Origin of the sequence: Cupriavidus lacunae (assembly GCF_003353055.1) — a bacterium.
GTDB classification, from domain to species: Bacteria; Pseudomonadota; Gammaproteobacteria; order Burkholderiales; family Burkholderiaceae; genus Cupriavidus; species Cupriavidus lacunae.
In genome coordinates this window covers 1-25713 of record NZ_QKWJ01000038.1, presented here as the reverse complement: position 1 = coordinate 25713, position 25713 = coordinate 1, and the positions used below count along the sequence as shown (strand labels likewise).

The 25713-nt window shown below is 63.6% G+C and carries 22 protein-coding genes and 1 pseudogene; 10 read left to right on the top strand and 13 right to left on the bottom strand.

Translation table 11 applies throughout. The annotated features are described in order from the left end of the window. The first annotated feature begins 51 nt into the window (after positions 1-51). Positions 52-1026, top strand: coding sequence for a M14 family metallopeptidase (locus tag DN412_RS25140; RefSeq protein WP_115214060.1), 975 nt, complete (start codon positions 52-54; stop codon positions 1024-1026). Positions 1027-1114: 88 nt separating this feature from the next. Here the strand turns inward: DN412_RS25140 and DN412_RS25135 are convergent, their stop codons facing one another. From DN412_RS25135 to DN412_RS25110, 6 genes are all read right to left on the bottom strand, one after another. After that, positions 1115-1660: an Sbal_3080 family lipoprotein gene (locus DN412_RS25135; protein WP_115214059.1), complete on the bottom strand. Its 546-nt coding sequence runs from the start codon at positions 1658-1660 to the stop codon at positions 1115-1117. 152 nt (positions 1661-1812) lie between these two features. Beyond that, positions 1813-2004, bottom strand: a complete 192-nt coding sequence (locus tag DN412_RS25130; RefSeq protein ID WP_115214058.1) for a hypothetical protein — start codon at positions 2002-2004, stop codon at positions 1813-1815. Between the two features lie 33 nt (positions 2005-2037). Then, a complete protein-coding gene (locus DN412_RS25125) occupies positions 2038-2619 on the bottom strand; it encodes an OB-fold putative lipoprotein (protein WP_115214057.1) in 582 nt (193 codons plus the stop codon). Positions 2620-2660: 41 nt separating this feature from the next. Continuing rightward, positions 2661-3905 carry a glycosyltransferase gene (locus tag DN412_RS25120; RefSeq protein ID WP_115214056.1) on the bottom strand — a complete coding sequence of 415 codons (1245 nt, stop codon included), beginning with the start codon at positions 3903-3905 and terminating at the stop codon, positions 2661-2663. A 192-nt stretch (positions 3906-4097) separates the two neighbouring features. Next, a complete protein-coding gene (mnmE, locus tag DN412_RS25115) occupies positions 4098-5525 on the bottom strand; it encodes a tRNA uridine-5-carboxymethylaminomethyl(34) synthesis GTPase MnmE (RefSeq protein WP_115214090.1) in 1428 nt (475 codons plus the stop codon). A gap of 71 nt (positions 5526-5596) precedes the next feature. Then, positions 5597-6415: a CHAD domain-containing protein gene (locus tag DN412_RS25110; protein WP_167471126.1), complete on the bottom strand. Its 819-nt coding sequence runs from the start codon at positions 6413-6415 to the stop codon at positions 5597-5599. A gap of 243 nt (positions 6416-6658) precedes the next feature. On the opposite strand from DN412_RS25110, the gene DN412_RS25105 reads away from it, so the two are divergent. Further along, on the top strand, positions 6659-7045 hold the full coding sequence (locus DN412_RS25105; RefSeq protein WP_115214054.1) for a VOC family protein: 387 nt from the start codon (positions 6659-6661) through the stop codon (positions 7043-7045). A 4-nt stretch (positions 7046-7049) separates the two neighbouring features. Here DN412_RS25105 and tam read toward each other — a convergent pair whose 3' ends face one another. The 5 genes from tam to rpmH all read right to left on the bottom strand — a co-directional run bounded on the left by tam (position 7050) and on the right by rpmH (position 10919). Then, positions 7050-7820, bottom strand: a complete 771-nt coding sequence (tam, locus tag DN412_RS25100; protein ID WP_115214053.1) for a trans-aconitate 2-methyltransferase — start codon at positions 7818-7820, stop codon at positions 7050-7052. Between the two features lie 303 nt (positions 7821-8123). Next, positions 8124-9794, bottom strand: a complete 1671-nt coding sequence (gene yidC / locus DN412_RS25095; protein WP_115214052.1) for a membrane protein insertase YidC — start codon at positions 9792-9794, stop codon at positions 8124-8126. 21 nt (positions 9795-9815) lie between these two features. Beyond that, the gene (gene yidD, locus DN412_RS25090) at positions 9816-10127 is read right to left on the bottom strand and encodes a membrane protein insertion efficiency factor YidD (protein WP_115214051.1); all 312 of its coding nucleotides are present in this window, start codon (positions 10125-10127) and stop codon (positions 9816-9818) included. A gap of 19 nt (positions 10128-10146) precedes the next feature. Beyond that, entirely contained in the window at positions 10147-10611 is a 465-nt protein-coding gene (gene rnpA / locus DN412_RS25085; protein WP_106062075.1) for a ribonuclease P protein component, read from the bottom strand. 173 nt (positions 10612-10784) lie between these two features. Next, the gene (gene rpmH, locus DN412_RS25080) at positions 10785-10919 is read right to left on the bottom strand and encodes a 50S ribosomal protein L34 (RefSeq protein WP_008650850.1); all 135 of its coding nucleotides are present in this window, start codon (positions 10917-10919) and stop codon (positions 10785-10787) included. Between the two features lie 818 nt (positions 10920-11737). Between rpmH and dnaA the strand changes: the two genes are divergently transcribed. The 5 genes and pseudogenes from dnaA to DN412_RS25045 all read left to right on the top strand — a co-directional run bounded on the left by dnaA (position 11738) and on the right by DN412_RS25045 (position 20692). Continuing rightward, positions 11738-13504, top strand: coding sequence for a chromosomal replication initiator protein DnaA (dnaA, locus tag DN412_RS25075; protein ID WP_115214050.1), 1767 nt, complete (start codon positions 11738-11740; stop codon positions 13502-13504). Positions 13505-13874: 370 nt separating this feature from the next. Next, positions 13875-14990, top strand: a complete 1116-nt coding sequence (gene dnaN, locus DN412_RS25070) for a DNA polymerase III subunit beta (protein ID WP_115214049.1) — start codon at positions 13875-13877, stop codon at positions 14988-14990. A gap of 241 nt (positions 14991-15231) precedes the next feature. Continuing rightward, positions 15232-17757, top strand: coding sequence for a DNA topoisomerase (ATP-hydrolyzing) subunit B (gene gyrB, locus DN412_RS25065; RefSeq protein ID WP_115214048.1), 2526 nt, complete (start codon positions 15232-15234; stop codon positions 17755-17757). A gap of 454 nt (positions 17758-18211) precedes the next feature. After that, positions 18212-18544: pseudogene (locus DN412_RS25055) on the top strand (group II intron reverse transcriptase/maturase); the annotation flags it as partial. A 372-nt stretch (positions 18545-18916) separates the two neighbouring features. Then, positions 18917-20692, top strand: a complete 1776-nt coding sequence (locus DN412_RS25045) for an SWIM zinc finger family protein (protein ID WP_115214047.1) — start codon at positions 18917-18919, stop codon at positions 20690-20692. 18 nt (positions 20693-20710) lie between these two features. Here the strand turns inward: DN412_RS25045 and DN412_RS25040 are convergent, their stop codons facing one another. Beyond that, on the bottom strand, positions 20711-21499 hold the full coding sequence (locus tag DN412_RS25040; protein WP_244222779.1) for a YdcF family protein: 789 nt from the start codon (positions 21497-21499) through the stop codon (positions 20711-20713). A gap of 590 nt (positions 21500-22089) precedes the next feature. On the opposite strand from DN412_RS25040, the gene DN412_RS25030 reads away from it, so the two are divergent. Beyond that, the gene (locus tag DN412_RS25030; protein WP_115214045.1) at positions 22090-22698 is read left to right on the top strand and encodes a DUF2778 domain-containing protein; all 609 of its coding nucleotides are present in this window, start codon (positions 22090-22092) and stop codon (positions 22696-22698) included. 141 nt (positions 22699-22839) lie between these two features. Here the strand turns inward: DN412_RS25030 and DN412_RS25025 are convergent, their stop codons facing one another. After that, positions 22840-23712 (bottom strand): carbon-nitrogen hydrolase family protein, encoded by an 873-nt coding sequence (locus tag DN412_RS25025; RefSeq protein WP_115214044.1) that lies wholly within the window; start codon positions 23710-23712, stop codon positions 22840-22842. A 359-nt stretch (positions 23713-24071) separates the two neighbouring features. Between DN412_RS25025 and DN412_RS43075 the strand changes: the two genes are divergently transcribed. Together DN412_RS43075 and DN412_RS25020 are read left to right on the top strand one after the other, a co-directional pair. Then, on the top strand, positions 24072-24794 hold the full coding sequence (locus DN412_RS43075) for a hypothetical protein (RefSeq protein WP_133303080.1): 723 nt from the start codon (positions 24072-24074) through the stop codon (positions 24792-24794). After that, complete coding sequence (locus DN412_RS25020) at positions 24794-25513, top strand: ATP-binding cassette domain-containing protein (protein ID WP_161564042.1); 720 nt, start codon at positions 24794-24796, stop codon at positions 25511-25513. The genes DN412_RS43075 and DN412_RS25020 overlap by 1 nt, the downstream gene beginning before the upstream one ends. Positions 25514-25713: the final 200 nt, after the last annotated feature.

Here is a 25713-nt window from a genome sequence, read left to right as displayed (position 1 = left end):
ATCGACCCGGCAGGCACCGACCCGCCAGGCACCCTGAACGCACCGATTCCCATGACCCAGCCCACCGCACCGATCGACGCCTACCCCGTCGATGTCACCTTCCCCGACATCCGTCCCTACGCCGCCGGCAACACCGGCATCCCCTACCTGTTCACCTTCGACAGCGGCCAGCCCGGCCCGCACGTGATGGTCAACGCGCTGACCCACGGCAACGAGGTCTGCGGCGCCATCGCCGTCAAGGCGCTGCTGGACCACGGCCTGCGCCCGCGCCGCGGCCGCCTGACGCTGGCCTTTGCCAATGTCGATGCTTACCACCGCTTCGATGCGGCCAGGCCCGATGCCTCGCGCTTCGTCGACCAGGATTTCAACCGCGTATGGACCGCCAAGACGCTGGACGACAACAGCCTGGATTCGTCCGAGCTGCGCCGCGCGCGCGCCATGCGCCCGGTGATCGATACCGTCGACCTGCTGCTGGACCTGCATTCGATGCACGAAAAAAGCCGGCCGCTGATCGTCTCCGGCCCGCTGGACAAGGGCATTGCGCTGTCGCGCGCGCTGGGTGCGCCGGCCGATGTGATCGTCGACGAAGGCCACCCCGAAGGCCGCCGCATGCGCGACTACGATGGCTTTGGCGATGCCGCCAGCCCGCGCAACGCGCTGCTGATTGAATGCGGCCAGCACTGGGAGCCCGCCGCCGTGACGGTGGCGCAGGACAGCGCCGCGCGTTTCCTGCTGCATGCCGGCATCGTGGACGAAGCCGACCTGCCCGCCGGCTGGCTCCAGCCGCTGCCCGCCACGCAGCGCGTGGTACGCGTGACCGAGCCGGTAGTGGCCACCAGCATGGACTTCCGCTTCGCCGGCCCCTATACCGGCCTGGAGACCTTTACCGAGGCCGGGACCGTAATCGGCTGGCGCGACGGCGAGCCAGTGGTGACGCCGTATCCGAATTGCGTGCTGGTGATGCCGTCGCTGCGCCAGTTGCGCCCGGGCGTGACCGTGGTGCGCCTGGGCCGGCTGGAGCGCTGACCCGGGTACGCTGGGCCGGGCGCGGCTGCGCCCGGCAAGATGCTGCGCAGAGAGGCATGGTCCGGCCCTCCGGTTGACTGCAGATCGGCTAGGCCGCCGGTGTGGCCACCGTCCCCGCCGGCGGCGGAGGCGGCGGCAGCATGCCGGGGAACAGCTGCTCGACCAGCTCATCCAGCTTGGACGACGGCTGCACGAAGTTGCTCAGGTTGAGGCCGCCAGCGCTGCGGTTGGCATCGTAGATCGCCTTGCCGACACGGTCGCCGTTGCGGAACACGGTGATGTCCGCGCTGTTCAGGTAAGCGGTCCAGTACCAGGCGCCGCGCGCCGTGTACAGCGCCACCATCGGGCACGCCGCGGGGGAGGCCTGCGCCTGCAGCACCTTCACCTCGAAATTGCGCCGCCGCAGCGATGAGAGAAAGCTCTCGACAAAGTCATTGCCCGTGACCGGGTTCACCACCACGCACAGCAGCGTGCCGTTGGCGCCGTAGTTGCCCAGCGGGCCGCCGCCAGCCGGCACCTGGAACGCGACAAGGGGATCGGTGCGGTCAGGCCGGTCGACCGGCGTCACGGCCTGGTAGGTCGAGCAGCCGGTGAGCAGCAGGCCAATGCCGGCGGCCAGCAGAGCTTTGTTCATGGGAATGTCCTGGAGGGCTGGGCGGCGTGCCACGCAAGGCGCAATGGTCACCGCATACCTTCACACTGTAGGTGCCGGTACGCCGATCCAATCGTCCAAAAAGAAGCGCAAAACGGCCTCATCTGCGCCGGGGTGCGCGCTGGTGTGGTGCCTCAGCCGCCCTGCGCCAGCCGGCCCACCAGGACCAGGCAAAGCCCGGCAAGACAGACCCCGATCACCGCGACCTGCAGCCGCGTGACGGGTTTGCCGCCGAACAACGTCTGGCTGAGCCAGGCTGGCGAGACCACGCCGACGAGGGTGCCCACCATGATCAGGATGGCAAGGACGGACAGTACGGATTGCATGGGGAAAGACTCCGGAATCGTGGACCAGCGCGATCAGTTGGCGCCGCCGCGCAGCAGGCAGTCGCGCAGCAGCGGCGAGCCGTCCGCCAGCCCTGCGCCATTGCATTCCACCGCCACTTTCTGGCCGCGGCGAACCATGGTGGCGCGGGCTTCCACTTCACACACCCGCCCTGCCGGGCCGCAGATCTGGCGCGGCAGCAGCAGCGCGCGCACATTCACGCCGGGATCGTTGGTGCGGATATCGACATAGACCTGCTCGCCCTCGCGCCGGATGCCGCTGGCGACGCCTTCGACGATCAGGTACTGGCCCAGGTAGCGGGTGTCGGCTCCCCTGGGGTTGTCGCGGTAATCATTCAGCAGCGCGTCGGCCTGGAGTTGCGGCAGGCGGTCCGCGGGGCGTTCCGGGTCAATGCTGACCGGGTCCAGCGTGCCGTTGCGCGGCACGCCGCGCACTTCGCTGGCAGGCACCGCGCTGGCCGCGGCCTGCGCTTCGGCCTGTGCCTCGGGCGCGGTTCCGCCGACATCGTCGCGGCGGTCATTGCCGGCAAACCACAACATGCCAAGGACAGCCACGGCGACGATGGCAATAAGGATTTGCTGGGTACGGTTCATCATCTGGAGGTCCTGCGTCAGTGAAAGCGGAAGGCGGAACCGGATTATGCCCCCTGCCTGCCGCAACAGCGCTCAATCGCGGCCACGGCATGGTCGACACCGCGCTCGGCGGCCATTGCGCGGCCCAGCGTGGCGGCCCGTTCGCGCGTGGCCGGTTGCTCGGTGAATTCGATCATCGACGCCAGCAGCGGTGCATCGATCTTGTGCCCGGCGACATAACGCGGCGCCACGCCCAGCGCCGCCAGCCGGCCCGCCCAGAAGAACTGGTCGCCCGCAAACGGCAGCACGATCGCCGGTACGCCCGCCGCGGCCGCCGCATGCGTGGTGCCCGCGCCGCCGTGGTGAATGGCCGCCGCCACGCGCGGCAGCAACCAGTCATGTGGCGTGGCACCCACCACGTGGAAGTTGGACGGCAGCGCGCCCACGTCGATACCGCTCCAGCCCGGATAGAACAACGCGCGCCGGCCATCGACCGCCTGCACCAGCGCCGTCACCACCCGGTTTCGATCGAAGCCCGCCATGCTGCCAAAGCCGATGTACAGCGGCGCCAGGCCAGCTGCCAGGAAGTCCCGCAGCGGCGCGTCCGGCTCCCAGTCCGGCTGCGCCGGCATGCTCCATGCGCCGCTCACCAGCCAGTCGTCATGCCAGTCCTGCGGACGCGGCACCAGGTGCGGCGACATCGCGTACAGCGTCGGAAAATCCACCCACATCGCCTTGCGCGCTGACGCGCCGAACAAGCTGGCGCGTGCGGCATTGGTGGCGTTACGGAACATGCGCCACAGCACAAAGTTGATCAACTGGTGGCTGGCGCGGTTGGCCCATCCCGGCATACGGAACGGCGGCAGCAGCGCGGACGGAAAGGCCCGCGTCGGCGAGATCGGGAACATGCCCGCGCCGATCACCGGCTTGCCCAGCTGCTCGCCCACCGACAGCGCCACATACGCCGTCAGCCCCGAGAACACGATGCCATCGGCATCGCGCGCGGCCTCGGCCAGCTGCGCCATCCAGACCTCGGTGTTGTCCTCGGCAATACGCGCAAATGCGCGGGTGGCCTCGGCCACGTTGCCGCCTTCGGTCATGAGCTTGTGCAGCGCGCCGCCTGGCGCCAGCGTTTGCTGGATGTCGCCTGCCATCGGCGCAAAGGCCAGACTGTGCTCTGCCGCGAGCGTGGCCGCCGAGCGTTCGCCCAGCATCAGCACGTCGTGGCCGGCTGCGCGCAGGCCGAGGCCCAGGGCGACGATGGGGCGGCAGTCGCCCTGGGTACCGAAGGTGATGAGGATCAGGCGCATGGGGTAGCGGCAACTTCTGTCAGAGGACTTCCGGTATGGCTTTGTCTGCTTCGTTCTGCAATTGACGCTGCCTACGGCGGGCGCCGGAACCGATCTCGGCCATTGTGAGGACGACCTCAAAATGGTGGTCCGCGCCTGGGCACTGATGCCGCAGGCTTTCCTGCGCATCCAATGCGGAACGCCTTAGACCTGCTACTTCCCGATACAAAACCGCGTAAAAATCGTCCCCAGCAAATCATCACTGGTGAACCCACCCGTAATGCTGTTCAGACGCTCCTGCGCCAGCCGCAACTCTTCAGCAAACAGGTCCAGCGCCTGCGCCTGATGCTCTGCCTGCTCCGCTGCAATATCCAGGTGCGACTGCGCAGTGCGCAGCGCCGTCAGGTGCCGCTCACGCGCCAGGAAGTTGCCTTCATTGCCCGACTGCCAGCCCACCATCCGCAGCAATTCCTTGCGCAGCAGTTCAATACCAGAGCCGGTGCGTGCCGAGATCCAGATCTCCGTCGGATTGGGCCCGTTGGCGGCGACCACGTGCGGGCGGTTGCCGCCAAACACGACACCGCCCACTGGCGGTGCCTTGTCGATCTTGTTGACGATGCGCACGATCGGCGAGCCCGGCGGCAGGTGGCCGCTGAGCTGGTCGTCGATGGCGTCGTCGGTCTCGGACAGGCCGTGCCGCAGGTAGTCGGTGGCGTCGACCAGGTGCAGCACGATATCGGCGCGGCGGATGGCGTCCCAGGTGCGTTCGATGCCGATGCGCTCGACTTCGTCGGCGGCGTGCTCGCGCAGGCCGGCGGTGTCGATGATATGCAGCGGGATGCCGTCGATCTGGATGGTCTCGCGCACGCGGTCGCGCGTGGTGCCGGCTATCGGCGTGACGATGGCCAGCTCAGCGCCGGCCAGCGCATTCAGCAGCGATGACTTGCCCACGTTGGGCTGGCCCGCCAGCACCACCGACAGGCCCTCGCGCAGCAGGGCGCCCTGGCGCGCCTGCGCCAGCACCGCGCCAAGTTCCGTGCGGATGGTGGCAAGCTGGCCGCGCGCGTCGGACTGCTCCAGGAAATCGATCTCTTCTTCGGGGAAGTCCAGCGTGGCTTCCACCAGCATGCGCAGGTGGATAACTTTATCCACAAGCTTGCGGATGGCGTTGGAGAATTCCCCTTCCATCGAGCGTGCGGCCGAGCGCGCCGCGGCCTCGGTGCTGGCTTCGATCAGGTCGGCCACGGCCTCCGCTTGCGCCAGGTCGAGCTTGTCGTTGAGGAAGGCGCGCCGCGTGAACTCGCCGGGCTCGGCCAGGCGCAGGCCGATGCCGTCGCCGGCCTGCAGGCAGCGTGTCAGCAGCATCTGCATCACCACCGGGCCGCCGTGGCCCTGCAGCTCCAGCACTTCCTCGCCGGTGTACGAGTTGGGCGCCGGGAAATACAGCGCCAGGCCGTGGTCGATGACCTTGCCATGGCCATCGAGGAACGGCAGGTAGGTAGCGTGGCGCGGCTTCAGTGCCTGGCCGCAGACGGCGCGCATCACGGGGCCGACATCGGGGCCCGACACGCGCACCACGCCGATGCCGCCGCGTCCGGGCGCGGTGGCGATGGCGGCAATGGGAACCTGGGGAGCAGTCATGGCGGTATTGTCGCAGATCGGGTGCAGTTGGCGTGGCACACGGTGGGCAGGCCGCCATGGCGAGCGGGTGGTCAGCTGGCGCCGGGTGGCGGCGGCGGCGCTTCATCCGGCATCGCCTGCGCTTCCAGGCAATCGGCCATCAGCCGGCGCGCGACGATGCCGTCGACAAAGCTGCCGAGCTTCGTCTGCCCTTTGACCAGCTTGCGATGCAGGCCTTTGGTGTAGCGCGACGGCAGCACCGGCATGAGCGCCTCGATCACATAGCGCAGCCGCTTGCCGGCGATACGTTGTTTGTGGATCGCGCGGGCATCGCCATGGCGTGCGGCCTTGGTCAGCGCGCTTAGCTGCTTGCGGCCACGGCGCACGCGCTTGCGGGCAAAGGGACCGAGGCGGCCGCCGTCCTTGCGGGCGCGGGTGGCAAGATGGGCCAGGTGCGCCAGGTCGCGATGCAGCGCGGGCAGCGGCCAGTCACGGTAGCTGGCCAGCGCCGCCTGCATGGCGTCACGTGCCGTGTTGCGGCGCTCACGGGCGGTGTCGGCGATGGCCGCGAGCACGGTGTCGTCCGGTTCCAGCTTAAGTGCCGGGGCAATGGTCTCGGCCAGGAATACGTCCCAGTCGCGGACATCGCTGGTGGCGCGCGCCAGCATGCGCAGGTCCTGCTTCCAGCGATCACGCTCCTGCCGTGGCAATGACGGCCCCAGGGCCCAGAGCACCGCGCGCGCATGGCGCACCGCCACGCGCAGCGCGTGCAGGTCTTCGGGCTCATCGCGGTGCCGCAACTGGTCCAGGCACGCTTCGATGCGCGCCAGGCTTGCCTGTATCAGCGCGGCAAAGGCAGCAGCCGGCCGCGTCTTGCGGTGGAGTGTGGGGGATTCGGCGTTGGCGGTCATGGCGGTCTGCATGCGCTCAGGCGCGCATGCGGGACGCAGATGCTTCCAGTGTAGGTGACAGCACGCGCTTGCGCGGCCAAGCGACGCGCAAGCCTCTTTGGCGGTTGACACACCCGGCCCTTCACGCTGGAATGCGCACATCCCCCGGTGATGCAGTGACCCCACAAGGAACAGCATGACCACCGAACAGGAACGGCTTTTGCTGAGCGACACCCCCCTCTCACCCTCGAAAGGAAGCCACTCATGATCGACCACACCGGCGTAATCGTCAGCGACTACGGCAAGAGCCGCACCTTCTACCGGGCGGCGCTGGGCGCCATCGGCTATGTGCTGGACAAGGAATTCCCGGCCAGCGTCACCGGCAGCACCGACGTGGCCGGCTTTGGCCCGCCGGGCCAACCCGACTTCTGGATCTACCGCGGCACGCCCAACCAGCCGCCGCTGCATGTGGCCTTCCGCGTGGACGACCGCCAGACTGTCGATGCCTTCTATCGCGCAGCGCTGGCCGCGGGCGGGCGCGACAACGGCGCGCCGGGCCTGCGCGCGCACTACCACCCCAACTACTACGGCGCCTTCGTGCTGGACCCGGACGGGCACAACATCGAGGCGGTCTGCCACAAGCCCGCGTAGCGCCTCAGCGCGTCGCCACGATGAACAGGCGCGGGAACGGCAGCAGCACCGAGCCGTCTGGCAGCGCCGGGTACGCCCTGGCAATCTCGGCCTCGTAGCGCGCCAGGTAGGCGGCGCGCTCGGTTTCATCCAGCGGCTGCAGGAACGGGCGCAGGCCGCTGCCCTTGAACCACTCCACCACCGCGGCCGGGCCGCCGGCCAGCGGATGGTGGTACGTGGTCAGCCACACGTCCACGCGCTGGCACAGCGGGCGCAACAGTTCGTAGTACCAGCGCGCCGGGGCACGCTCGGCGCGGGCCTTGCTGGCGCCGGCGAGCTTGTCGGCCCACGGGCCTTCCGCCGCCACCTGGCGCATCAGCCGGTGCGCGGGTTCTTCCAGGTTGTCCGGCATCTGTACGGCCAGCGTGCCGCCGGGGGCCAGCTTCGATACCAGCGCCGGGAACAGGTTGGCGTGGTCCGGCAGCCATTGCAGCACGGCATTGGCCAGGATCACATCATAGGGTCCGGCCTCGTCCCAGGCGCCGATGTCGGCCACGCGGAACTGCACGTCGGGCAGGCGCTTGCGCGCCGCGTCGATCATGTCCTGCGAGCTGTCCAGCCCGGTCACCGACGCGCCCGCATAGCGCGCCAGCAGCACCTCGGTGGAGTTGCCCGGCCCGCAGCCGATATCCACCGCGCTGCGCGCGATCTCATTGGGGATGGCGGCAACCAGGTCGCGGACCGGGCGGGTGCGTTCGTCTTCGAAGGCGACGTATTGGTGGGCGGACCAGCTCATGGGGATCTCCTGACTTTTAGGGCAGCCCAGTAGGATACGCCTGCTGCATCCGCCGTAGCCCACGCCGCATGAACAAGGCCCCCCTCGCCCGCTTGCGGGAGAGGGGTAGGGGAGAGGGCCGGAGTGTCCACGAAGTGAAGCGTGTCGGTATGCCAGCGCCTGCCCTCTCCCCCGGCCCCTCTCCCGCAGGCGGGAGAGATGGGAGCAAACCGCTGGCGTGTTGCAGGCCGTCAGCACCCTACTCCACCAAATAAAAAGCCCGGCATTTGCCGGGCTTTTCACCTACCGCATCCTGCAACAGCTTCAGCTCTTCGCCACCACTGCCGCCTTGCCCTTGCCGAGCATGCGGTTGATCTGCCATTGCTGGGCGATCGACAGGATGTTGTTCACCACCCAGTACAGCACCAGGCCGGCCGGGAAGAAGAAGAACATGAACGAGAACACCAGCGGCATGATCATCATGACCTTGGCCTGGACCGGGTCCGGCGGAGTCGGGTTCAGCCTGGTCTGCACGAACATCGACGCGGCCATCACGATCGGCAGGATGTAGAACGGATCCGGCACCGACAGGTCATGGATCCAGCCCAGCCACGGCGCGCCACGCATTTCCACCGACGACAGCAGCACCCAGTACAGCGCAATGAACACCGGGATCTGGATCACGATGGGCAGGCAGCCGCCGAGCGGGTTGACCTTTTCGGTCTTGTACAGCCCCATCATCTCCTGGTTCATCTTCTGCGGGTCGCCCTTGTAGCGCTCGCGGATCGACGTCATGCGCGGCTGCAGGTCCTTCATCTTGCCCATGGACTTGTAGCTTGCCGCCGACAGCGGGAAGAACACAAGCTTGATCAGCACCGTCAGCGCGATGATCGACCAGCCCCAGTTGCCCAGGAAGCCGTGCAGCTTCTCCAGCAGCCAGAACAGCGGCTTGGCCAGGATGGTCAGCCAGCCATAGTCCTTCACCAGCTCCAGGCCCGGGGCGATCTTCTCGAGCATGTGCTCTTCCTGCGGGCCGGCGAACAGGCGTGCATCGGTGGTCACCGTGGCGCCCGGGGCCAGCTCACCCAGCGGCTGCTGGACGCCCACGCGGTACAGGTTCGGGTCGATCTGCTGGACGTAGAAGCTGTGCTCCTTGCCGGTCTGCGGGATCCAGGCCGAGGCAAAGTAATGCTGCACCATCGCCACCCAGCCGTTGTTGGTGGCGGCCGGCACGCTGGCCTTGCCCTTGGCCACGTCTTCGAAGGTGATCTTGTGGTACTTGTCGGCGTCGGTGTAGATGGCCGGGCCGGTGAAGGTGCTGTAGAACTGCGACTGCTCGACCTTGCTGCCGTCGCGCGCCAGTTCCAGGTACAGCGTCGGCGAGACCGGCGCGGCACCCGCGTTGGTCACCGCGAACTTGGCGTCGACCACATAGGTGCCCTTGTGGAACACATAGGTCTTGGCCAGCTTCACGCCGTTCTTTTCAGCGGTCAGCGTCACTTCCAGCTGCTCGGCGCCATCCAGCGAGCGCGGGCCCGGGGTGGCGGTGAACACCGTGGTGTGGTTGGGCAGATCGCCGCCGATCAGGCCCGAGCGTGCCATGTAGGTGCGCACGTTGTCGCGCTCGAACAGCACCACCGGCTTGCCGTCCTTCTCATGCTCCTTGAGCAGCTCCAGGCGCGACACGATGCCGCCGGCGGTGTCGATCTCGGCGCGCACCGTGTCGGTGGTCACCACGATCTTCTCGCCGGTGGGCTGGGCCGCGGCCTGCGGCGCGGCCGGGGCAGCAGTGCCCGCTGCGCCCGGCGCCACGTTGGCCTTGGGCACGTCGCCCTGCGCGGCAGCGCCGCTGGCGGCCGGCGCCGAAGCGCCCTGCTGTTGCGTCGTGCTCGGGAAGAACATCGACGCATGGCCTTGGGAGCGTTGCCAGTTGTCGTAGAGCAGCACGAGGGACATCGAGAAGATGACCCAGAGGATGGTGCGTTTGATATCCATGTCTGGCTGTGGTCGGAGAATTCAGGGTCTGGGCAGACGGATCGCTACAGGCGCATGGCCTGCGGCGGCATGGACGGAACGGCCCGCGTGGGTGTCCGGCCTGGCAGTGTCGTCAGCTTCCGTGCCCGGCACGGGATCATACCCGCCTTGGGCGAAAGGATGACAGCGGCACAGCCGGCAGGCGGCCATCCAGCTGCCGCGCGCGGCGCCGTAATGGACCACGGCGTCGCGGGCGTAGTCGGAACAGGTCGGCACGAAGCGGCACTGCGAGCCCAGGTAAGGACTCAGGGCGATCTTGTAGATGCGCAGCAGGACTAGCAGGATTCGCTTCATGGCGGGCGTTGGCGCGCGTTCAGGCCGGAAGGCCCGGGGGCTGGCTTTGCGAGGGGCTCGCCGGTGGCGCCGCGGATGGCGGTGCCGAGGGCGAGGCAGGCGGCGCCGGTGGCGGCAGTGGCTTGGCCGCTACGTCAAGCAGGCTGGCGATTTCCGCCGCGCATGCCCTTCGGACCGCCGCGCGCGTCGCAAATTCCGCGCGCGGAAACTTGGCTTGCAGGCGCAGCAGCACATCGCGCCCCGCGAGGTGTTCACGGCGCTGGCGGAACAGCTCGCGCGCCATGCGCTTCACCAGGTTGCGCTCAGCGGCGCGCGGCGCGAACTTCTTGCCGACCACCACGCCAAGCCGGCCTTCCGGACGGTCATTGGCGCGCACGTAGAGCACGAAATGCGGGCTGCGCCGCCGGGGCCGCAAAGCAAAAACGGATGAAAACTCATCCGTCTTTGTTAGCCTTGCGGCTTTGGGGAAGGCATGGGCTGACACGCTGGGTGACACTGGCGAGCGCTGGCGAATACTACTGCTGGCGCAAAAGCGGCGCCCCGCGGCAAGCTGCCGGCCGACCTGAAGCCGAGGCGGAAGGCATTGACGGCGACCCGGCACGGCTGCGGTACGCTGCAGCCGGCGCCGGGTGCGCCGTCAGGCCGGTCGCCCGGGCCTCAGATGGCCAGGCGCTTGCGGCCCTTGGCGCGACGTGCGTTGATGACGGCACGGCCGCCGCGGGTCTTCATGCGCACGCGGAAACCGTGGGTACGCTTGCGGCGGGTAACGGAAGGTTGGTAGGTACGTTTCATGTTGCACTCTCTGGTTGATCTTGGCTCGCCCGACTCCGGCCGGTGCCGGGGTGCCGTGGCCGCCGCGTATGGTTCGCATGGGGCTGCCGCTTGCAAGGAACTACAGCGGCGTGTCCGACGATTCTGGTTCTGTCTTTGCTGCCGGCCGAATGGCGCGCGCTGCAGGCTGGGTGGCCTGTGGGCGCGGACGGCACGGACAGGCCAGACCCGGCGATGCGCATACGTGATCCCCTGCCGCATCGCAGAACCCGCCATTTAAACGATTTTCTCCGGCGCTGTCAAGACGCCAGTCTGTGTGAAACGGCACAATTGCTACACCGCCCCATGACCCCTGGTGCGCCATTGTCCACAACGCCCGGTGGGTAACTGAATGTGCCCTCCAGGCCACCGTCAGCGCAGTCATCCACAGGCGAAGTCCCTGTTTTACCTGAAAAATTACCCGTTTCCACACCCCGCAAAGCCGCATCACAGCAAGGGTTGTGCACACAAATCCACTGAATTTGCACAAGTTGTCCACAGACTTATCCTTTGTGGATAACTCAGGGGCGGGGGTACAATCCGGGTCCAAACACAACACGGGCTGCGTGGCGCAGGCGCAACCCGGGCCCCCACCGCGGCAACGCATGACTGAACGCACGCCAGTGCGGCGAACCTGAAGGCTCGCTGGCGGCTGCATTGGCATGCCGCGGAGGCCTCACCGAACGGAATTGATTCCTAATACGGTAAGGACGGCCCGGATCGCGCGGCGTAGACGCCGCTTGTGGCGTGCCGGGAGAACCGCTGAATTGCGGCCGGGTACGATTACCAAAAAACAAACAATGCAAGATTTCTGGCAGGCGGCAGCCGCGCAATTAGAGCGCGAGCTGACGCCGCAACAGTTCAAAACGTGGATCAAGCCGCTGGCGCCCGTTGCGTTCGATGAAGAGACGCACGCGCTGCGCATTGCCGCGCCCAACCGTTTCAAGCTGGACTGGGTCAAGAGTCAGTTTTCGGGGCGCATCACCGCACTGGCCTGCGAGTACTGGGAAGCGCAGGTCAGCGTCCAGTTCGTGCTGGATCCCGCCGCGTCGGGCCGTGCCGCTGCCTATATGCAGCCGGCCCAGCCCGGCATGGGCCCGGGCGGCATGGACGGCCACGCAGCACCGGGTACGGCCATGGCCGGCTATCCCGGCGCCCAGCCGATGGGCGGCCAGCCCATGGGCCAGCACGCCATGCCCGGCCAGCCCGGCTATGGCGAGTACCCGACCCCAGCCGCCTACGGCATGGGTCAGCCGCAGTACGGCAACCCGGCCGGCATGCCGTCCGCAGCCCCGGTCCCGGCCGGCGCGCGCGGCCAGGCGTCCGGCATGGGCGGCCAGCACCCCGGCCAGCATCACCACCCGCAGCACGGCGCCGACATGGGCGAGATCGACGTGGTCCACATGGACCCCGCCGAGGCCAGCGCCCGCTCCTACGGCGTGCAGCCGCAGCAATCCCAGCAGCCGCGTCCGTCCTATCAGCCTCACCCGCAGATGGGCGGCAACACGCCGATGCCCGGCCACCAGCCCAGCGACACGGTGCATGAGCGCTCGCGCCTGAACCCGATCCTGACCTTTGACAACTTTGTCACTGGTAAAGCCAACCAGCTGGCCCGCGCCGCGGCCATCCAGGTAGCCAACAACCCGGGCAAGTCCTACAACCCGCTATATCTGTATGGCGGCGTGGGCCTGGGTAAGACTCACCTGATCCACGCCATCGGCAATTACATGCTGTTGGAGAACCCGCGCGCGCGCATCCGCTACATCCACGCCGAGCAGTACGTTTCCGACGTGGTCAAGGCGTACCAGCGCAAGGCATTCGACGAGTTCAAGCGCTACTACCACTCGCTGGACCTGCTGCTGATCGACGATATCCAGTTCTTCTCCGGCAAGAACCGCACGCAGGAAGAGTTCTTCTATGCCTTCGAGGCCCTGATTGCCAACCGGGCGCAGGTGATCATCACCAGCGATACCTACCCGAAGGAAATCAGCGGCATCGACGACCGCCTGATCTCGCGCTTCGACTCGGGCCTGACCGTGGCCATCGAGCCGCCCGAGCTGGAAATGCGCGTGGCCATCCTGATGAAGAAGGCCGCCGCGGAAAGCGTCAACGTGCCCGAAGAGGTCGCCTTCTTTGTCGCCAAGCACCTGCGCTCTAACGTGCGTGAGCTGGAAGGCGCACTGCGCAAGATCCTGGCGTTCAGCAACTTCCACGGCAAGGACATCACCATCGAGGTGACGCGCGAAGCGCTCAAGGACCTGCTGACCGTGCAGAACCGCCAGATCTCTGTGGAGAACATCCAGAAGACCTGCGCGGATTTCTACAACATCAAGGTCGCTGACATGTACTCGAAAAAGCGGCCTGCCAATATTGCACGGCCGCGCCAGATTGCGATGTACCTGGCCAAGGAGCTGACGCAGAAGAGCCTGCCCGAGATCGGCGAGCTCTTTGGCGGCCGCGACCACACCACCGTGCTGCACGCCGTGCGCAAGATCGCCGACGAACGCAGCAAGGACGCGCAGCTCAACCACGAGCTGCACGTGCTGGAGCAAACGCTCAAGGGCTGATGCCTGGCCGATGCCCGGGGTGACCCCGGAATGGCGTATTTTGAAGGGTCGGCCCCTCGGGGCTGGCATACTGTAGGATGCGCGCCACGGACATTCCGTGGCGCCTGGGGAACTAACGTCAGCGACGCCGGGGCAAGTGTCCGGAAAATGGCCACTGATAAGGCTTTGCGGTGAGTCGGGACGGGATGGCAAGTACGGTTTGCGCCAGCGTGGCTTTTTGGGCACAGCTGGCCCGCCGGCCGGTCCCGCCCCGCTTCACCGCAGCGGCTTATCCTTGGTACAATGGCATATTAACTCCTTGATTCCTAAGTGAATTTGGAGTTGTTTGCGTTCTGCGGTCGCCGATTACAAACGACGAAGGATAAATTCAATGCAATTGGTCAAAACCTCGCGAGACAACCTGCTGCGTCCGCTGCAAATCGTGAGCGGCATCGTGGAGCGCCGCCACACCCTCCCGATCCTGGCCAATCTGCTGATTCGCAAGTCCGGATCCAACGTTTCCTTCCTCTCGACCGACATCGAGATCCAGATCACCACGCACGCCGAATGCGGCGTTGGCAGCGACAGCGTTGCCACCACCGTGGCCGCGCGCAAGCTGCTGGACATCCTGCGCGCCATGCCTGACGGCGACGTGGCCCTGTCGCTCAATGACAAGCGCATGACCGTGCAATCCGGCAAGAGCCGCTTCGCACTGCAGACGCTGGCCGCAGAGGAATTCCCGACCGTTGCCGAAGCCAGCGAATTCAACGCCAGCGTCAGCCTGCCGCAGAAGACCTTCAAGCACCTGCTGGCGATGGTCCACTTCGCCATGGCGCAGCAGGACATCCGCTACTACCTGAACGGCATGCTGCTGGTGGTGGAAGGCAAGAAGGTCATGGCAGTCGCCACCGACGGCCACCGCCTGGCCTACTGCGGCGTTGAGCTTGAGACCGAAGCCATCGGTGTGGGCGCGCGCCAGGAAGTCATCATCCCGCGCAAGACCATCCTGGAACTGCAGCGCCTGCTGGAAGACAACGACGATCCGGTGCAGGTGCAGCTGGCCGCCAACCAGGTCAAGTTCACGTTCGCCAATATCGAACTGATCTCCAAGCTGGTCGAAGGCAAGTTCCCCGACTTCCAGCGCGTGATTCCCAAGGGCTACAAGAACGCCTTCGCCATCGACCGCGTGCGGCTGCAGCAGGCGCTGCAACGCACCGCGATCCTGACGACCGACAAATTCAAGGGCGTGCGCTGCATCCTCGACACGCACATGCTCAAGATCAGCTCCACCAACGCCGACCAGGAAGAGGCGCAGGAAGAGCTGGAACTCGATTACTCGGGCGACGCGCTCGATATCGGCTTCAACGTGACCTACCTGCTTGACGTGCTTGCCAACCTGAAGAGCGAGCAGGTGCAGGTCAGCCTCGGCGACTCGAATTCGAGTGCGCTGATTACCGTGCCGGAAGACGACAACTTCAAGTACGTCGTCATGCCGATGCGCATCTGATGATCCGGTGACAGGACCAGACCAGACAAGAACCGGAGCAGCAAACGGTACGCTACGACACCCGGCCCAAGCCGGGACGTCCTGGGGATAACCATCCCGCAGCGGGGGCAGGATCGAAACGACGATCCGCCCCTTTTGCCGTTTTTAGTAACCCGCCATGCGGACCCTTTCGCGCCCCGCCGCCAGCATGTCAACCATGCCGGCCCTGCCCGAATTCCGCCATTGCCGTGAGTAGAAAGATATGACCGAACAGCAGAACCCGCAGCAGGAAAACACCTACGGAGCCTCTTCGATCCAGATCCTGGAAGGCCTGGAGGCGGTACGCAAGCGCCCGGGCATGTATATCGGTGATACCTCCGACGGCACCGGCCTGCACCACCTTGTCTTCGAGGTGCTGGACAACTCCATCGACGAAGCGCTGGCCGGCTACTGCACCGAGATCCAGGTCACCATCCACAGCGACAACTCGATCTCCATCGTCGACAACGGCCGCGGCATCCCGCCCCTGGTCAAGTTCGACGACAAGCACGAACCCAAGCGCAGCGCGGCGGAAATCGCCATGACCGAGCTGCACGCCGGCGGCAAGTTCAACCAGAACAGCTACAAGGTGTCCGGCGGCCTGCACGGCGTGGGCGTGTCCTGCGTGAACGCCCTGTCCAAGTGGCTGCGCCTGACCGTGCGCCGCGACGGCCAGGTCCACCTGATCGAATTCGCCAAGGGCGACGTGCAGAACCGCATCGTCGAGACCGTGACCGGCCCCGACGGCCAGCCCGTTGAAGTCTCGCCGATGAAGATCATCGGCGCCACCGACAAGCGCGGCACCGAAGTCCACTTCCTGGCTGACGAAGAGATCTTCACCAACGTCGAGTTCCACTACGAGATCCTCTCCAAGCGCATCCGCGAGCTCTCGTTCCTGAACAACGGCGTGCACATCAAGCTGGTCGACCAGCGCACCGGCAAGGAAGAAGACTTTGCCTTCTCCGGTGGCGTGAAGGGCTTTGTCGAATACATCAACCGCTCCAAGAGCGTGCTGCACCCCACCATCTTCTACGCCAACACCGAAAAAGACGGTATCGCCGTGGAAGTGGCCATGCAGTGGAACGACGGCTACAACGAGCAGGTGCTTTGCTTCACCAACAACATTCCGCAGCGTGACGGCGGCACCCACCTGACCGGCCTGCGCGCCGCGATGACCCGCGTCATCAACAAGTACATCGAAGAGAATGAAGTCGCCAAGAAAGCCAAGGTGGAAACCACCGGCGACGACATGCGCGAAGGCCTGTCGTGCGTGCTCTCCGTCAAGGTGCCCGAGCCCAAGTTCAGCTCGCAGACCAAGGACAAGCTGGTCTCGTCCGAAGTGCGCCTGCCCGTCGAAGAACTCGTCGGCAAGGCCCTGAACGACTTCCTGCTGGAAACCCCGGGCGACGCCAAGATCATCTGCGGCAAGATCGTAGACGCCGCCCGCGCCCGCGAAGCCGCCCGCAAGGCCCGCGAAATGACCCGCCGCAAGGGCCTGATGGACGGCATGGGCCTGCCCGGCAAGCTGGCCGACTGCCAGGAAAAAGATCCCGCCCTGTCAGAACTCTTCCTGGTGGAGGGCGACTCCGCAGGCGGCTCCGCCAAGCAAGGCCGCGACCGTAAGTTCCAGGCCATCCTGCCCCTCAAGGGCAAGATCCTGAACGTAGAGCGCGCCCGCTTCGACAAGATGCTGTCCAGCCAGGAAGTGCTGACGCTGATCACCGCCCTGGGCACCGGCATCGGCAAGGACGACTACAACCTGGACAAGCTGCGCTACCACCGCATCATCATCATGACCGATGCTGACGTGGACGGCTCGCACATCCGCACCCTGCTGCTGACGTTCTTCTACCGCCAGATGCCCGACATCATCGAGCGCGGCTATGTCTATATCGCGCAGCCGCCGCTGTACAAGATCAAGCACGGCAAGGAAGAGCGGTATATCAAGGATGATGTCGAGCTCAATGCCTACCTGCTGAAGCTGGCGATGGAAAAGGCTGTGCTGGTGCGGCCGGATGGTACGGAGATCAATGGGGATGCGCTGACTGAGTTGGCGCGGCAGTATCAGTTGACTGAGGGGGTGATTTCTCGCCTGTCACGCGTTGTGGATACCGATGCCCTGCGTGCGATTGCTGATGGGGTGGCGCTGGATCTGGATAGCGCAGCTGCTGCTGAGGCGTCAGCTGTGGCGCTGAAGACCAAGTTGGCTGAGATGCATGCGAAGACGTTGATTGGGGCGGCTGTTAATGATGATGGCACCGCTGACGTCTACGCGCAGTTTGATGAGAAGACGGATAAGCATCGGTTGATGATTGCGCGGCGTCATCATGGGAACGTGCGGTTGTCGCATTTGGATGCGGATTTTGTTCATGGGGCGGATTACGCTGCGCTCTCCAATGCTGCTAAGACTTTCCAGGGGCTGACTCCGGAAGGGACTAAGGTGCAGCGGGGTGAAGGGGAGAAGTTGCGGGATCAGACTGTTAATGATTTCCACGGGGCTATGCAGTGGTTGCTTGCTGAGGCAGAGCGTGGGGTTTCTCGTCAGCGGTATAAGGGACTGGGGGAGATGAATCCTGAGCAGCTCTTCGAAACCACGCTCGACGTGACGCAACGACGTCTGCTGAAGGTGCAGATTGAGGATGCTATTGCTGCCGACCAAATCTTTACCACGCTGATGGGGGATGAGGTGGAGCCGCGGCGGAACTTTATTGAGTCGAATGCGTTGGTGGCGCGGAATATTGATGTTTGAGAGAGCGCTCAAGATCAGACAAAGAAGCCAGCCCTAAGGGCTGGTTTTTTTTCGGTGCGCCCAGCATGGGCGCACTCTCGTGGGTGCAAGTCCCACCGTAAGTTGATCACAGCGAACGAAGCGAAGCGCAACTGCGAAAGGGTGACCGATCGTGGGGAGGAAGCGTGGAGCGAAGCTGCGAGCCGAGGGACACGAACCGGATAGAAGGCGGTGCCGACCAGGACGAGCGGGCCGAAAACCGCGAAGTTCTTGTGATCAAGGGGAGGCGGCGTAAATCCGGCGGTTGTGCAGCGAAGGAGTGCGTTCTTACCTGGGGACGCCCCGCCTTGCGCCTGAAAGGGCGGCGGCGTCGAGCCGGAGCGGGGTCTCAGCAGACGTCATAGTAGTCGGGGGTAGCGCCGGGAAGGCTCAAGACCGCCGACGAAGGACCGAACGAGAGGGAGTGTTCGAAGCCGTGTCGATGCAACAGGCATTGCGTCAGAAGCCCGCGCGAGCGGGGCGAGCGAGGGAAACGGATGGTGAAGCCGCCCGGGAACTCGTTTGCGACGAAGCCTGCGGCCCGCGACGCGAACCGGAGAACACAGGGTCGGCGCCGTTGGCAGCGGCGCTGACGCGAGAGAACCTGAAGCAGGCGTTCAGGCGGGTCAGACGCAACAAGGGTGCCGCTGGCGTGGATGGTCTGGATATTGATCAGACCGCTCGCCATCTGGTGTCGGCGTGGCCGGTGATTCGCGAGCAACTGCTCAAGGGGACGTACCGGCCCAGTCCGGTACGGCGGGTATCTATCCTCGCCGCCAGGCATTTCAATATCCATTGCCGGCCTTTCGGTTCAGCGCTGACCTCAGTCTTTGGGTGCTGCCCTTCGACCTCGAGTTGGCGCGCCTGGTTGATGGAGGGATGACTGGCCTTCCGTTGAGAGCAGCTCCTAGCTACATAGGATTCAATACTCCTTCAATACCCATCCACTGATCGCAGCGAAATACTCATGGGGCCAGGCGTTATACCGAAGGTAGAGCGGCGTTCCAGCCCCGACTCTGGCGACCTCCCCGAACCCTGGCCGCCGATGCTGACACAGGAGTAAGCAGTGCGCGCTCGGACAGGTATCATCGTGACAGTCCGCTGTCCGTTGCGGTATTGCTTCAATGGAACGCTCCTTTCCATGTCCGAATCTTCAAAGCTTGTTGAAACCCTCACACTTGCCGAGGTCCAGGCGCTAGCCGACCCGAAGACATTCGCGCGCGGCAAGGCCTATTTCCACGACGGCGCCGTGTCTCGCCTTGAGGAGCACGAGGGCGCTCTTCGCGCCAATGTCCGCGGCACGCGCAGTTACCGAGTCGAACTCGCCGTTACCGACGATGGCCAACTCGCCTATGCATGCAACTGTCCAGTAGGCGATGTCGGCGTTTTCTGCAAGCACGCGGTAGCCGTTGCACTCTCCTGGCTCGAGAACTCTGGCGCAGAGGTATTCCATGCCGAAGAGATAACCCAGGAGAAAACACGCAAGAAGCGAAAGACCTACGCGGAAGTAATTCGCGAATACGTGGTGACGCTGGGCAAGGACGCGCTTCAGGAACTGCTGCTGGAAGCCGTCGAGCATGACTTGACGTTACGCGACAAACTGCTGCTCGGCGCGCGTGCGGCACAGGCATCCGATTTGCCCAGCATGAAAACTGCGGTGCGGCAGGCAACACGCATTTCCCGGCCGCTGGACTGGAGGGAGGCTGACGCATACGGCGACAGCCTGATGTCGCTGGCAGACATGTTGCGCCAGAGGCTCGCTGGACCGCACGCGGCGCAAGTGGTCGAACTGTCGGAACTGGCCATTGCCGGCGCGGAAAAAAGTCTCGAGCAGATTGACGATTCCGGCGGCGGGGTGATGCCTGGCATCCTTGAGCTGGCGTCCGTCCATCTTGACGCATGCCAACAGACCGGCCCCGACCCGGTGAAGCTCGCGGAGCGACTCTTCCGGCTGCAAGCAGAGGGAGGTTGGGACACCTTCTACGATGTCCTGCCGGCATATGCAGAACCCCTGGGCGAGAGCGGGTTGCGTCGCTATCGCCAACTGGTTGGCGAGTCCTGGGACGCCCTCCCCGCGCTTGCTCCGGGCAACGAGTTTCGCCAGTCATTTGACTCGCGGCGTATGAGGCTCGAGCACGCCATGCAAGCCCTGGCCGAGCTTGACGGCGACGTTGATGCACTCATTCGTATCTGCTCCAAGGACTTGTCGAGTCAGTACCGCTTTTTGCAGGTGGCGGAAGTTTGCGTGAAGCACGGTCGCCTCGACGAGGGGCTCGCGTGGGCGGAGCGCGGCCTCAGGGAGGTGGGCGGGAATGTTGACTTGCGCTTGCTCGACTTCTGTGTCGACGCCTATCTGCATCGCGGAGCGTTCGACCAGGCCGATGCGTTGGCATGGCGTCGTTTCGCGATGCGCCCGAGGGCCGACGCGTTCCCCGTATTAATGAAGGTTGCAACGGCCATCGGTAAGCATGACCAAACCCGGGAACGCGCACTCAATCACCTCTTGGCGCTTATCAAGGAGGAGGAGTCGACCGGAAAATCGAAGCGCGATGCCTTGCAGACGCCGACGCGCACCGAACTGGTCAAGATTTTCCTCTCCGAGAACAAGAACGACCTGGCCTGGGATGCCTTCACCGGCGGTCTGGTCTCGACGCTGCTGTGGCCCCAGATGGCAGCTGTTCGTGGCATGACGCATCCGCGTGACGCGATTGCCCTCTATCAGCGGCTGCTGCCCGTCGCTGTCGATAGCGGTGCGCGCAACGCGCGCTATGACGAAGCATTGGAAATCGTGCGCGCCATCGGCAGCCTGCGGACAAAGCTGAAGGAGCGAGCGGAATTCACCCGCGAGCTGGAGGAGATTCGCGAGACCTATCGCGCAAAACGCAACTTCATCAAGTTGCTTGCCACATTGTCTTGAGGGCGGGCTGCGCAGGAGTCAATACTCCCTAAACACCCATCCACTAATCGCCGCAAAGTACTCTCGGAGCCAGGCGTTATACCGAAGGTAGAGCGGCGTCCCAGCCCCCACTCCGGCGACCTCCCCGAATCCTGCCTTCCGGGCAATCCGCACCGCCCGCTGTACATGGAAATCGCTGGTCACCACCACAATGGGATCGGTGGCGGCGACGCCCTGCTCTTCAAGCAAGCGCCGGCTGAATACCAGGTTCTCCTCCGTGCTGGTGCTTTGGCCTTCCCGGATCAGCCTGTCTGCTGCGATACCGCGGGCAGTCAGATAGTCAGCCATGATGTCGGCCTCGCGGCATCGCAACCCGAAATCCTGCCCGCCACTGACCGCGATCTTTGCCTGCGGCGACAACTGAGCCTGCTTCAAGCCCTGATCAAGCCGCGCAACCAGCGTTGGCGAAGCGACGCAGTTTGGTGTGCCGGAGCCGAGGATGATGATTGCCTTTACGGGGGAGCTTACCGGGATGGTGGCTTCGGTGTTGCGGTGGATGTTGATGAAGAAGATGGCCACTGTCGCCAGCCACAGTGCGAACGCGATCCATGCTGCTTGCCATAGTTGCTGGCGCCTATGGCTGGCTGCTCGCCAGTGGGCTACGCGGGGCCACTTCCATGCAAGGAGCAGGAATGACGCGCCGATGCAGCCTGGCAGGACGATGCCGAAGTTGAACAGGCCCATGGCTATCAAGGCGACGGCGTCGGAGAGAAGGACGGCGCCGGATAGCGCAAGGCCCATGCGGCGCCAGAACGCCTTCGTTTTCATTCCCCGCATTGCAGTTGCTCGATTCAGTGTAAGAAAGGTTCGACAGCGAGCGGCATTGGACACTAACTCACCGCATATGTCACCAGGTAGAGCGATGCCGTGCCCACAACGAGTTAGCCCAGCAGTTGGACGAGGCGCCTCGGCGTAGCGTCGCAAGCCCTCCAGCCCACCACTGCGAACATGGTTGATGGCCCCAGAAAGTAGAGGTAGAGCAAGAGTGTGTACCAGGCAGGCACAGTACAAACGCCCACGTCCCAGCACCCTTCCAGGTTTTGAAAACCCCAGCCGAGATCGAGTCGGAAGCTCATTCGACTTCCGGTCCAGCAGGCGGCCCAGGTGGTCGCCGCGCCCGCTAGCCAGAACGCAGCGACGGTGTAGGTTCGTCTCATTTGATATCCCAACACAGGGGATTCGCCATCCTGCCTGAAGGCAACGATGCCAATCCGCGCCCGTTATGTTCTCCGATGTACATCCTTTCAAGCAAAATTCAGGATCGGCCTATTGTCACTCAACACGGCTTACTCCCCAATGGAGGTGCGTAGTGAGCGCATCCGTGGTTCAACCCATACGATGGAGAGGAACGCGTGCGAATGAGTGCGGAGCAAATCTGCGATGTGATTGATCGCAATCCAGGCTTGCAATCGGAACTAAGATCCGTTGCGCAGTGCCGAGCGGGTTGGACTTACGATCTGTCTACCCACAATCTGGTCCGACTGCTGAACCTGGAAGAGACGGCTCGCCGTATTGACATGCGGCAGGCATCCCTGCTCTTCAACGGCGTAACGCTGGTTTGGTTGGAGAATGGGAGAACTTATCGACAATGGCCAGCCACTTCCGGCAAGCGCGAATATTCCGGCCCCGAGCACCAGGCAGAGCGGAATTTGGGCCCGATTCCGGCCGGTCGCTACAAGGCGCGCCAGGGAAGAATGGAAAGATGGGACGACACTACCTTCGTAGAGAAGCTCCTGGCGATAGTCAAGCGCGGGCCATTCCCCTCTGGTCCCATCGCATGGGGGCATCACCGCGTCTGGCTCGAGCCCCTTCCAGGGACACGAACCTACGGTCGGTCCAACTTCTCCATCCACGGCGGTTGGGTGCCCGGATCCATTGGCTGCATCGATTTGACGAGTTCGATGGACAGCTTCATCGGTGAGTTTATCTACTATGCAAAGGACATGGATCTTGTGGTCATGTATTAAGTGGGTAGCGTCCGGCGTGCTTCTCGCGATGATGGCAGTCATCGCGACTGACGCCTGGCAGGCATGGCATTCACCCCAGCACTATCCATTTGGCGCAGAGGGGCCGGTTGCAAATCTCTGGGCGTACCAGTCGCAGCGCCACTACCTGATTGCAGCAGGACTTGCGCTCGCCGCCTGTTGCCTCGCGATGATGGGGATCTGGTTGCGCCACGCTCCGAGATGGCTTCGTTGGCTATGTGTTGCACCACTTCTCGTCATGGTGGTGATTACGGTCTGTGAGTGGCTCATCTCGTTCGAATGAAAACCCAGGCTCACCATCACCAACGCCGCGCCCGTGCCCTCCGCGGCGACGACACATCGTCCGTCCTCGTCCCAGAACGTGCTTTTCCCGATCGGTGACCATCCGCCCGTGTCCCCGCCGTGGTTCGCCATCAGCACGGCAAATCGGTGCTGCGCCGCATAGCCTTGAAGCAACGCTGTATCCGCGTCGTAGCCGCTCGCGGTGATCAGCACGCCAGCGGCGTACAGGCTCGCGCCGGTGGAAGCAGCCTGCACCGCATGCTCCGGATACCCGGTATCTGCGCAGATCGCGAGGGCGACGGTCATCCCGTCGACGGATAGCAGCCGGCCTCCTGACCCCGGGACGAAGACCGAATCTTCTCCCGGATGCAAATACTGCTTCGTATAACAGGAAACTGTCCCGTCCGGACCCAATGCCAGGGCGCCGATCCGGACAACATCGTTGAACCGCAACGGCGCGCCAACGACAGCGGTCAGCCCTCGTCGAACGCACTCATCCCTGAGCGGTGCCAGACGCGCATCGTCATCACGGAACGCTAATTCGTTCGCGACAGCCATTTCGTACCCGGTCAATGAGAGCTCCGGAAAGACGACCATGCGTGAACCTCTCGCGGCGGCTTCGCGCAGAAACACCAGATGCCGATCAACGTTCTCCTGCACGTCGCCGGCAATGGAAACGGATTGGGCTGCCGCTACGATGAAAGGCACTGACATTGTGAGATTCCCGTAAATGGTGTTGGGTGCAACTCTATAAGAGCTTAGCCTGTATAACGAAATGGCTCAGAGCATCAATGCCGTCGATCTCGACAGGGCCACAACATTTGGCTTTCGCAATACGAAATTTCCGAGTCGTCGCACACGAAATTTCAGGGTAGATTTCTTCTTTTATTTGAAATATCCATTCATCTAAAAATTTGATTCATATCAAGAGTCATGCCGATTCAACAAGAATCTCGCGCCCCGATCTACTATGCTATTTTTTCCGACGATTTCCAGTTGCTCGATTTCACGATTTTTAGGGCACTTCTTCCAGAACGCGCAGCGAAGATGGTTCCATTTCCGTGAGAGGAGAAATGAAGAGCCTCATTGGTTGTACGCGAATACTTTTAGTCGAGCAGCTCAGGGAGCCGATCGGCGTTTTCTGGTCGCTTGTTGCTCCAGTTGGATATCTTGCTCTGAGAACAGGCGGACATGACACTCTCGATATCGAACACTACGCCCAGGCAATTGGATGGTGCCTTGGGTACATCGCGATGATGGGATCTCTGTTCGGGTTCGGTCTTTACCTGATTGGGCGACGGGAAAGCGGGTTCGTCCGCACCTTTTTGACCAATGCATCGAGAAGGAGGCGTTTTCTGCTTGCGCAATATCTGGCGTCGCTTTTCATGTCGTTGGCTTATGGCGTAGCCTTTCTCGCCCTTTCATCGATTCTGCTAACAAGGATTTCGATGACTGACATATTGAGATTCTTCACCATGTTCTCGGCATTCTGTTCCCTGCTCATGCTGGCCTCGACATCTCTCGCCACACTTCCTCTCACATTCCAATCCGCCAGCAGCTTACTCTCCATTGGGGTAACGGCAATCATCGTAATTGGGATCGGCAGTAGTACAAGCGGAGCTGACCCTGTTCTGGCGCTGTTCAATCCATTTCTAGTTGGAGCGAAGGTAATCTCGGAGGAGTCCTGGGAGCGAGACCTGGCAATTGCATGGCTTATCCATGCGCTCATCTTCATCTGCCTGGGGATCTATGGGGCAGGCCGGCAACGCATCAACCCGCAATGGAGCAACCGCTAGTGCTTATCGACGCGACACTTGCAACACGGAATCTGGGATTCCAGCATAGAGCCAGACAGATACTGAGAGACGTGGATATTGATGCTCTCCGCGGCAGTATCGTGGGCTTACTTGGGTCAAATGGCGCTGGCAAGACCACACTATTTGACATCCTGTGCGGCTTAAAGAGTCAGACTACCGGCACGATTGCCCGTGAGGTGCCGGCCGAGAGAGTGGCCTACTTGACGCAGATAGTTACCATTCCGGATGCACTCAAGCTCGGCGAACTAGCAGAGTTAGTCCAGGGTATAGCGAAGTGCAGCGGCTCCGCACTCGAGGAATTGGTAGGCCAACTCGGTCCGCGTGAGCGGGACAAATTCACCGCACTCTACGGTCGGCGGGCCGCCGGCAGTAGCTATGGCGAAAAGAGGTGGTTCGTTTTCCTGACATTGTTGTCTACCGATGCTGACATCTACATCCTCGACGAGCCGACGGCCGGCGTTGACCCAGAGTACGCCGTCTATATGTGGAGGTCCCTGGAAACCCTAAGAGAAAAGGGGAAATCCGTGCTTTTCTCCACCCACCATGTTTCGGAAATTGGTGACAACTGTGACTACTTCTACTTCCTGAAGGACGGAATCACGCACAGGTTCAAAGACGCGACGGAGTTTATCGGGTTGACAGGAGCAGGATCTCTAGATGAGGCGTTCGTCAGGTATGTCATCGGGAACTTAAGCTAACCACTGCTGCAGGGGGTCGTAGCGACGTCAGCATTTCCCAGCTATTGACCGTAAAGGGTGACTTTCGATTCCTGCCGCGGGCCTGTACGGGATTTTGTGTGTAGGGCATAACATGTCGACAAGGAGCATGTATGCCACGCAAACCAAAAGCCACACCCCGGGACCTTCCGAGCATCCCCAAGGAGCTAATTGATCAGCTC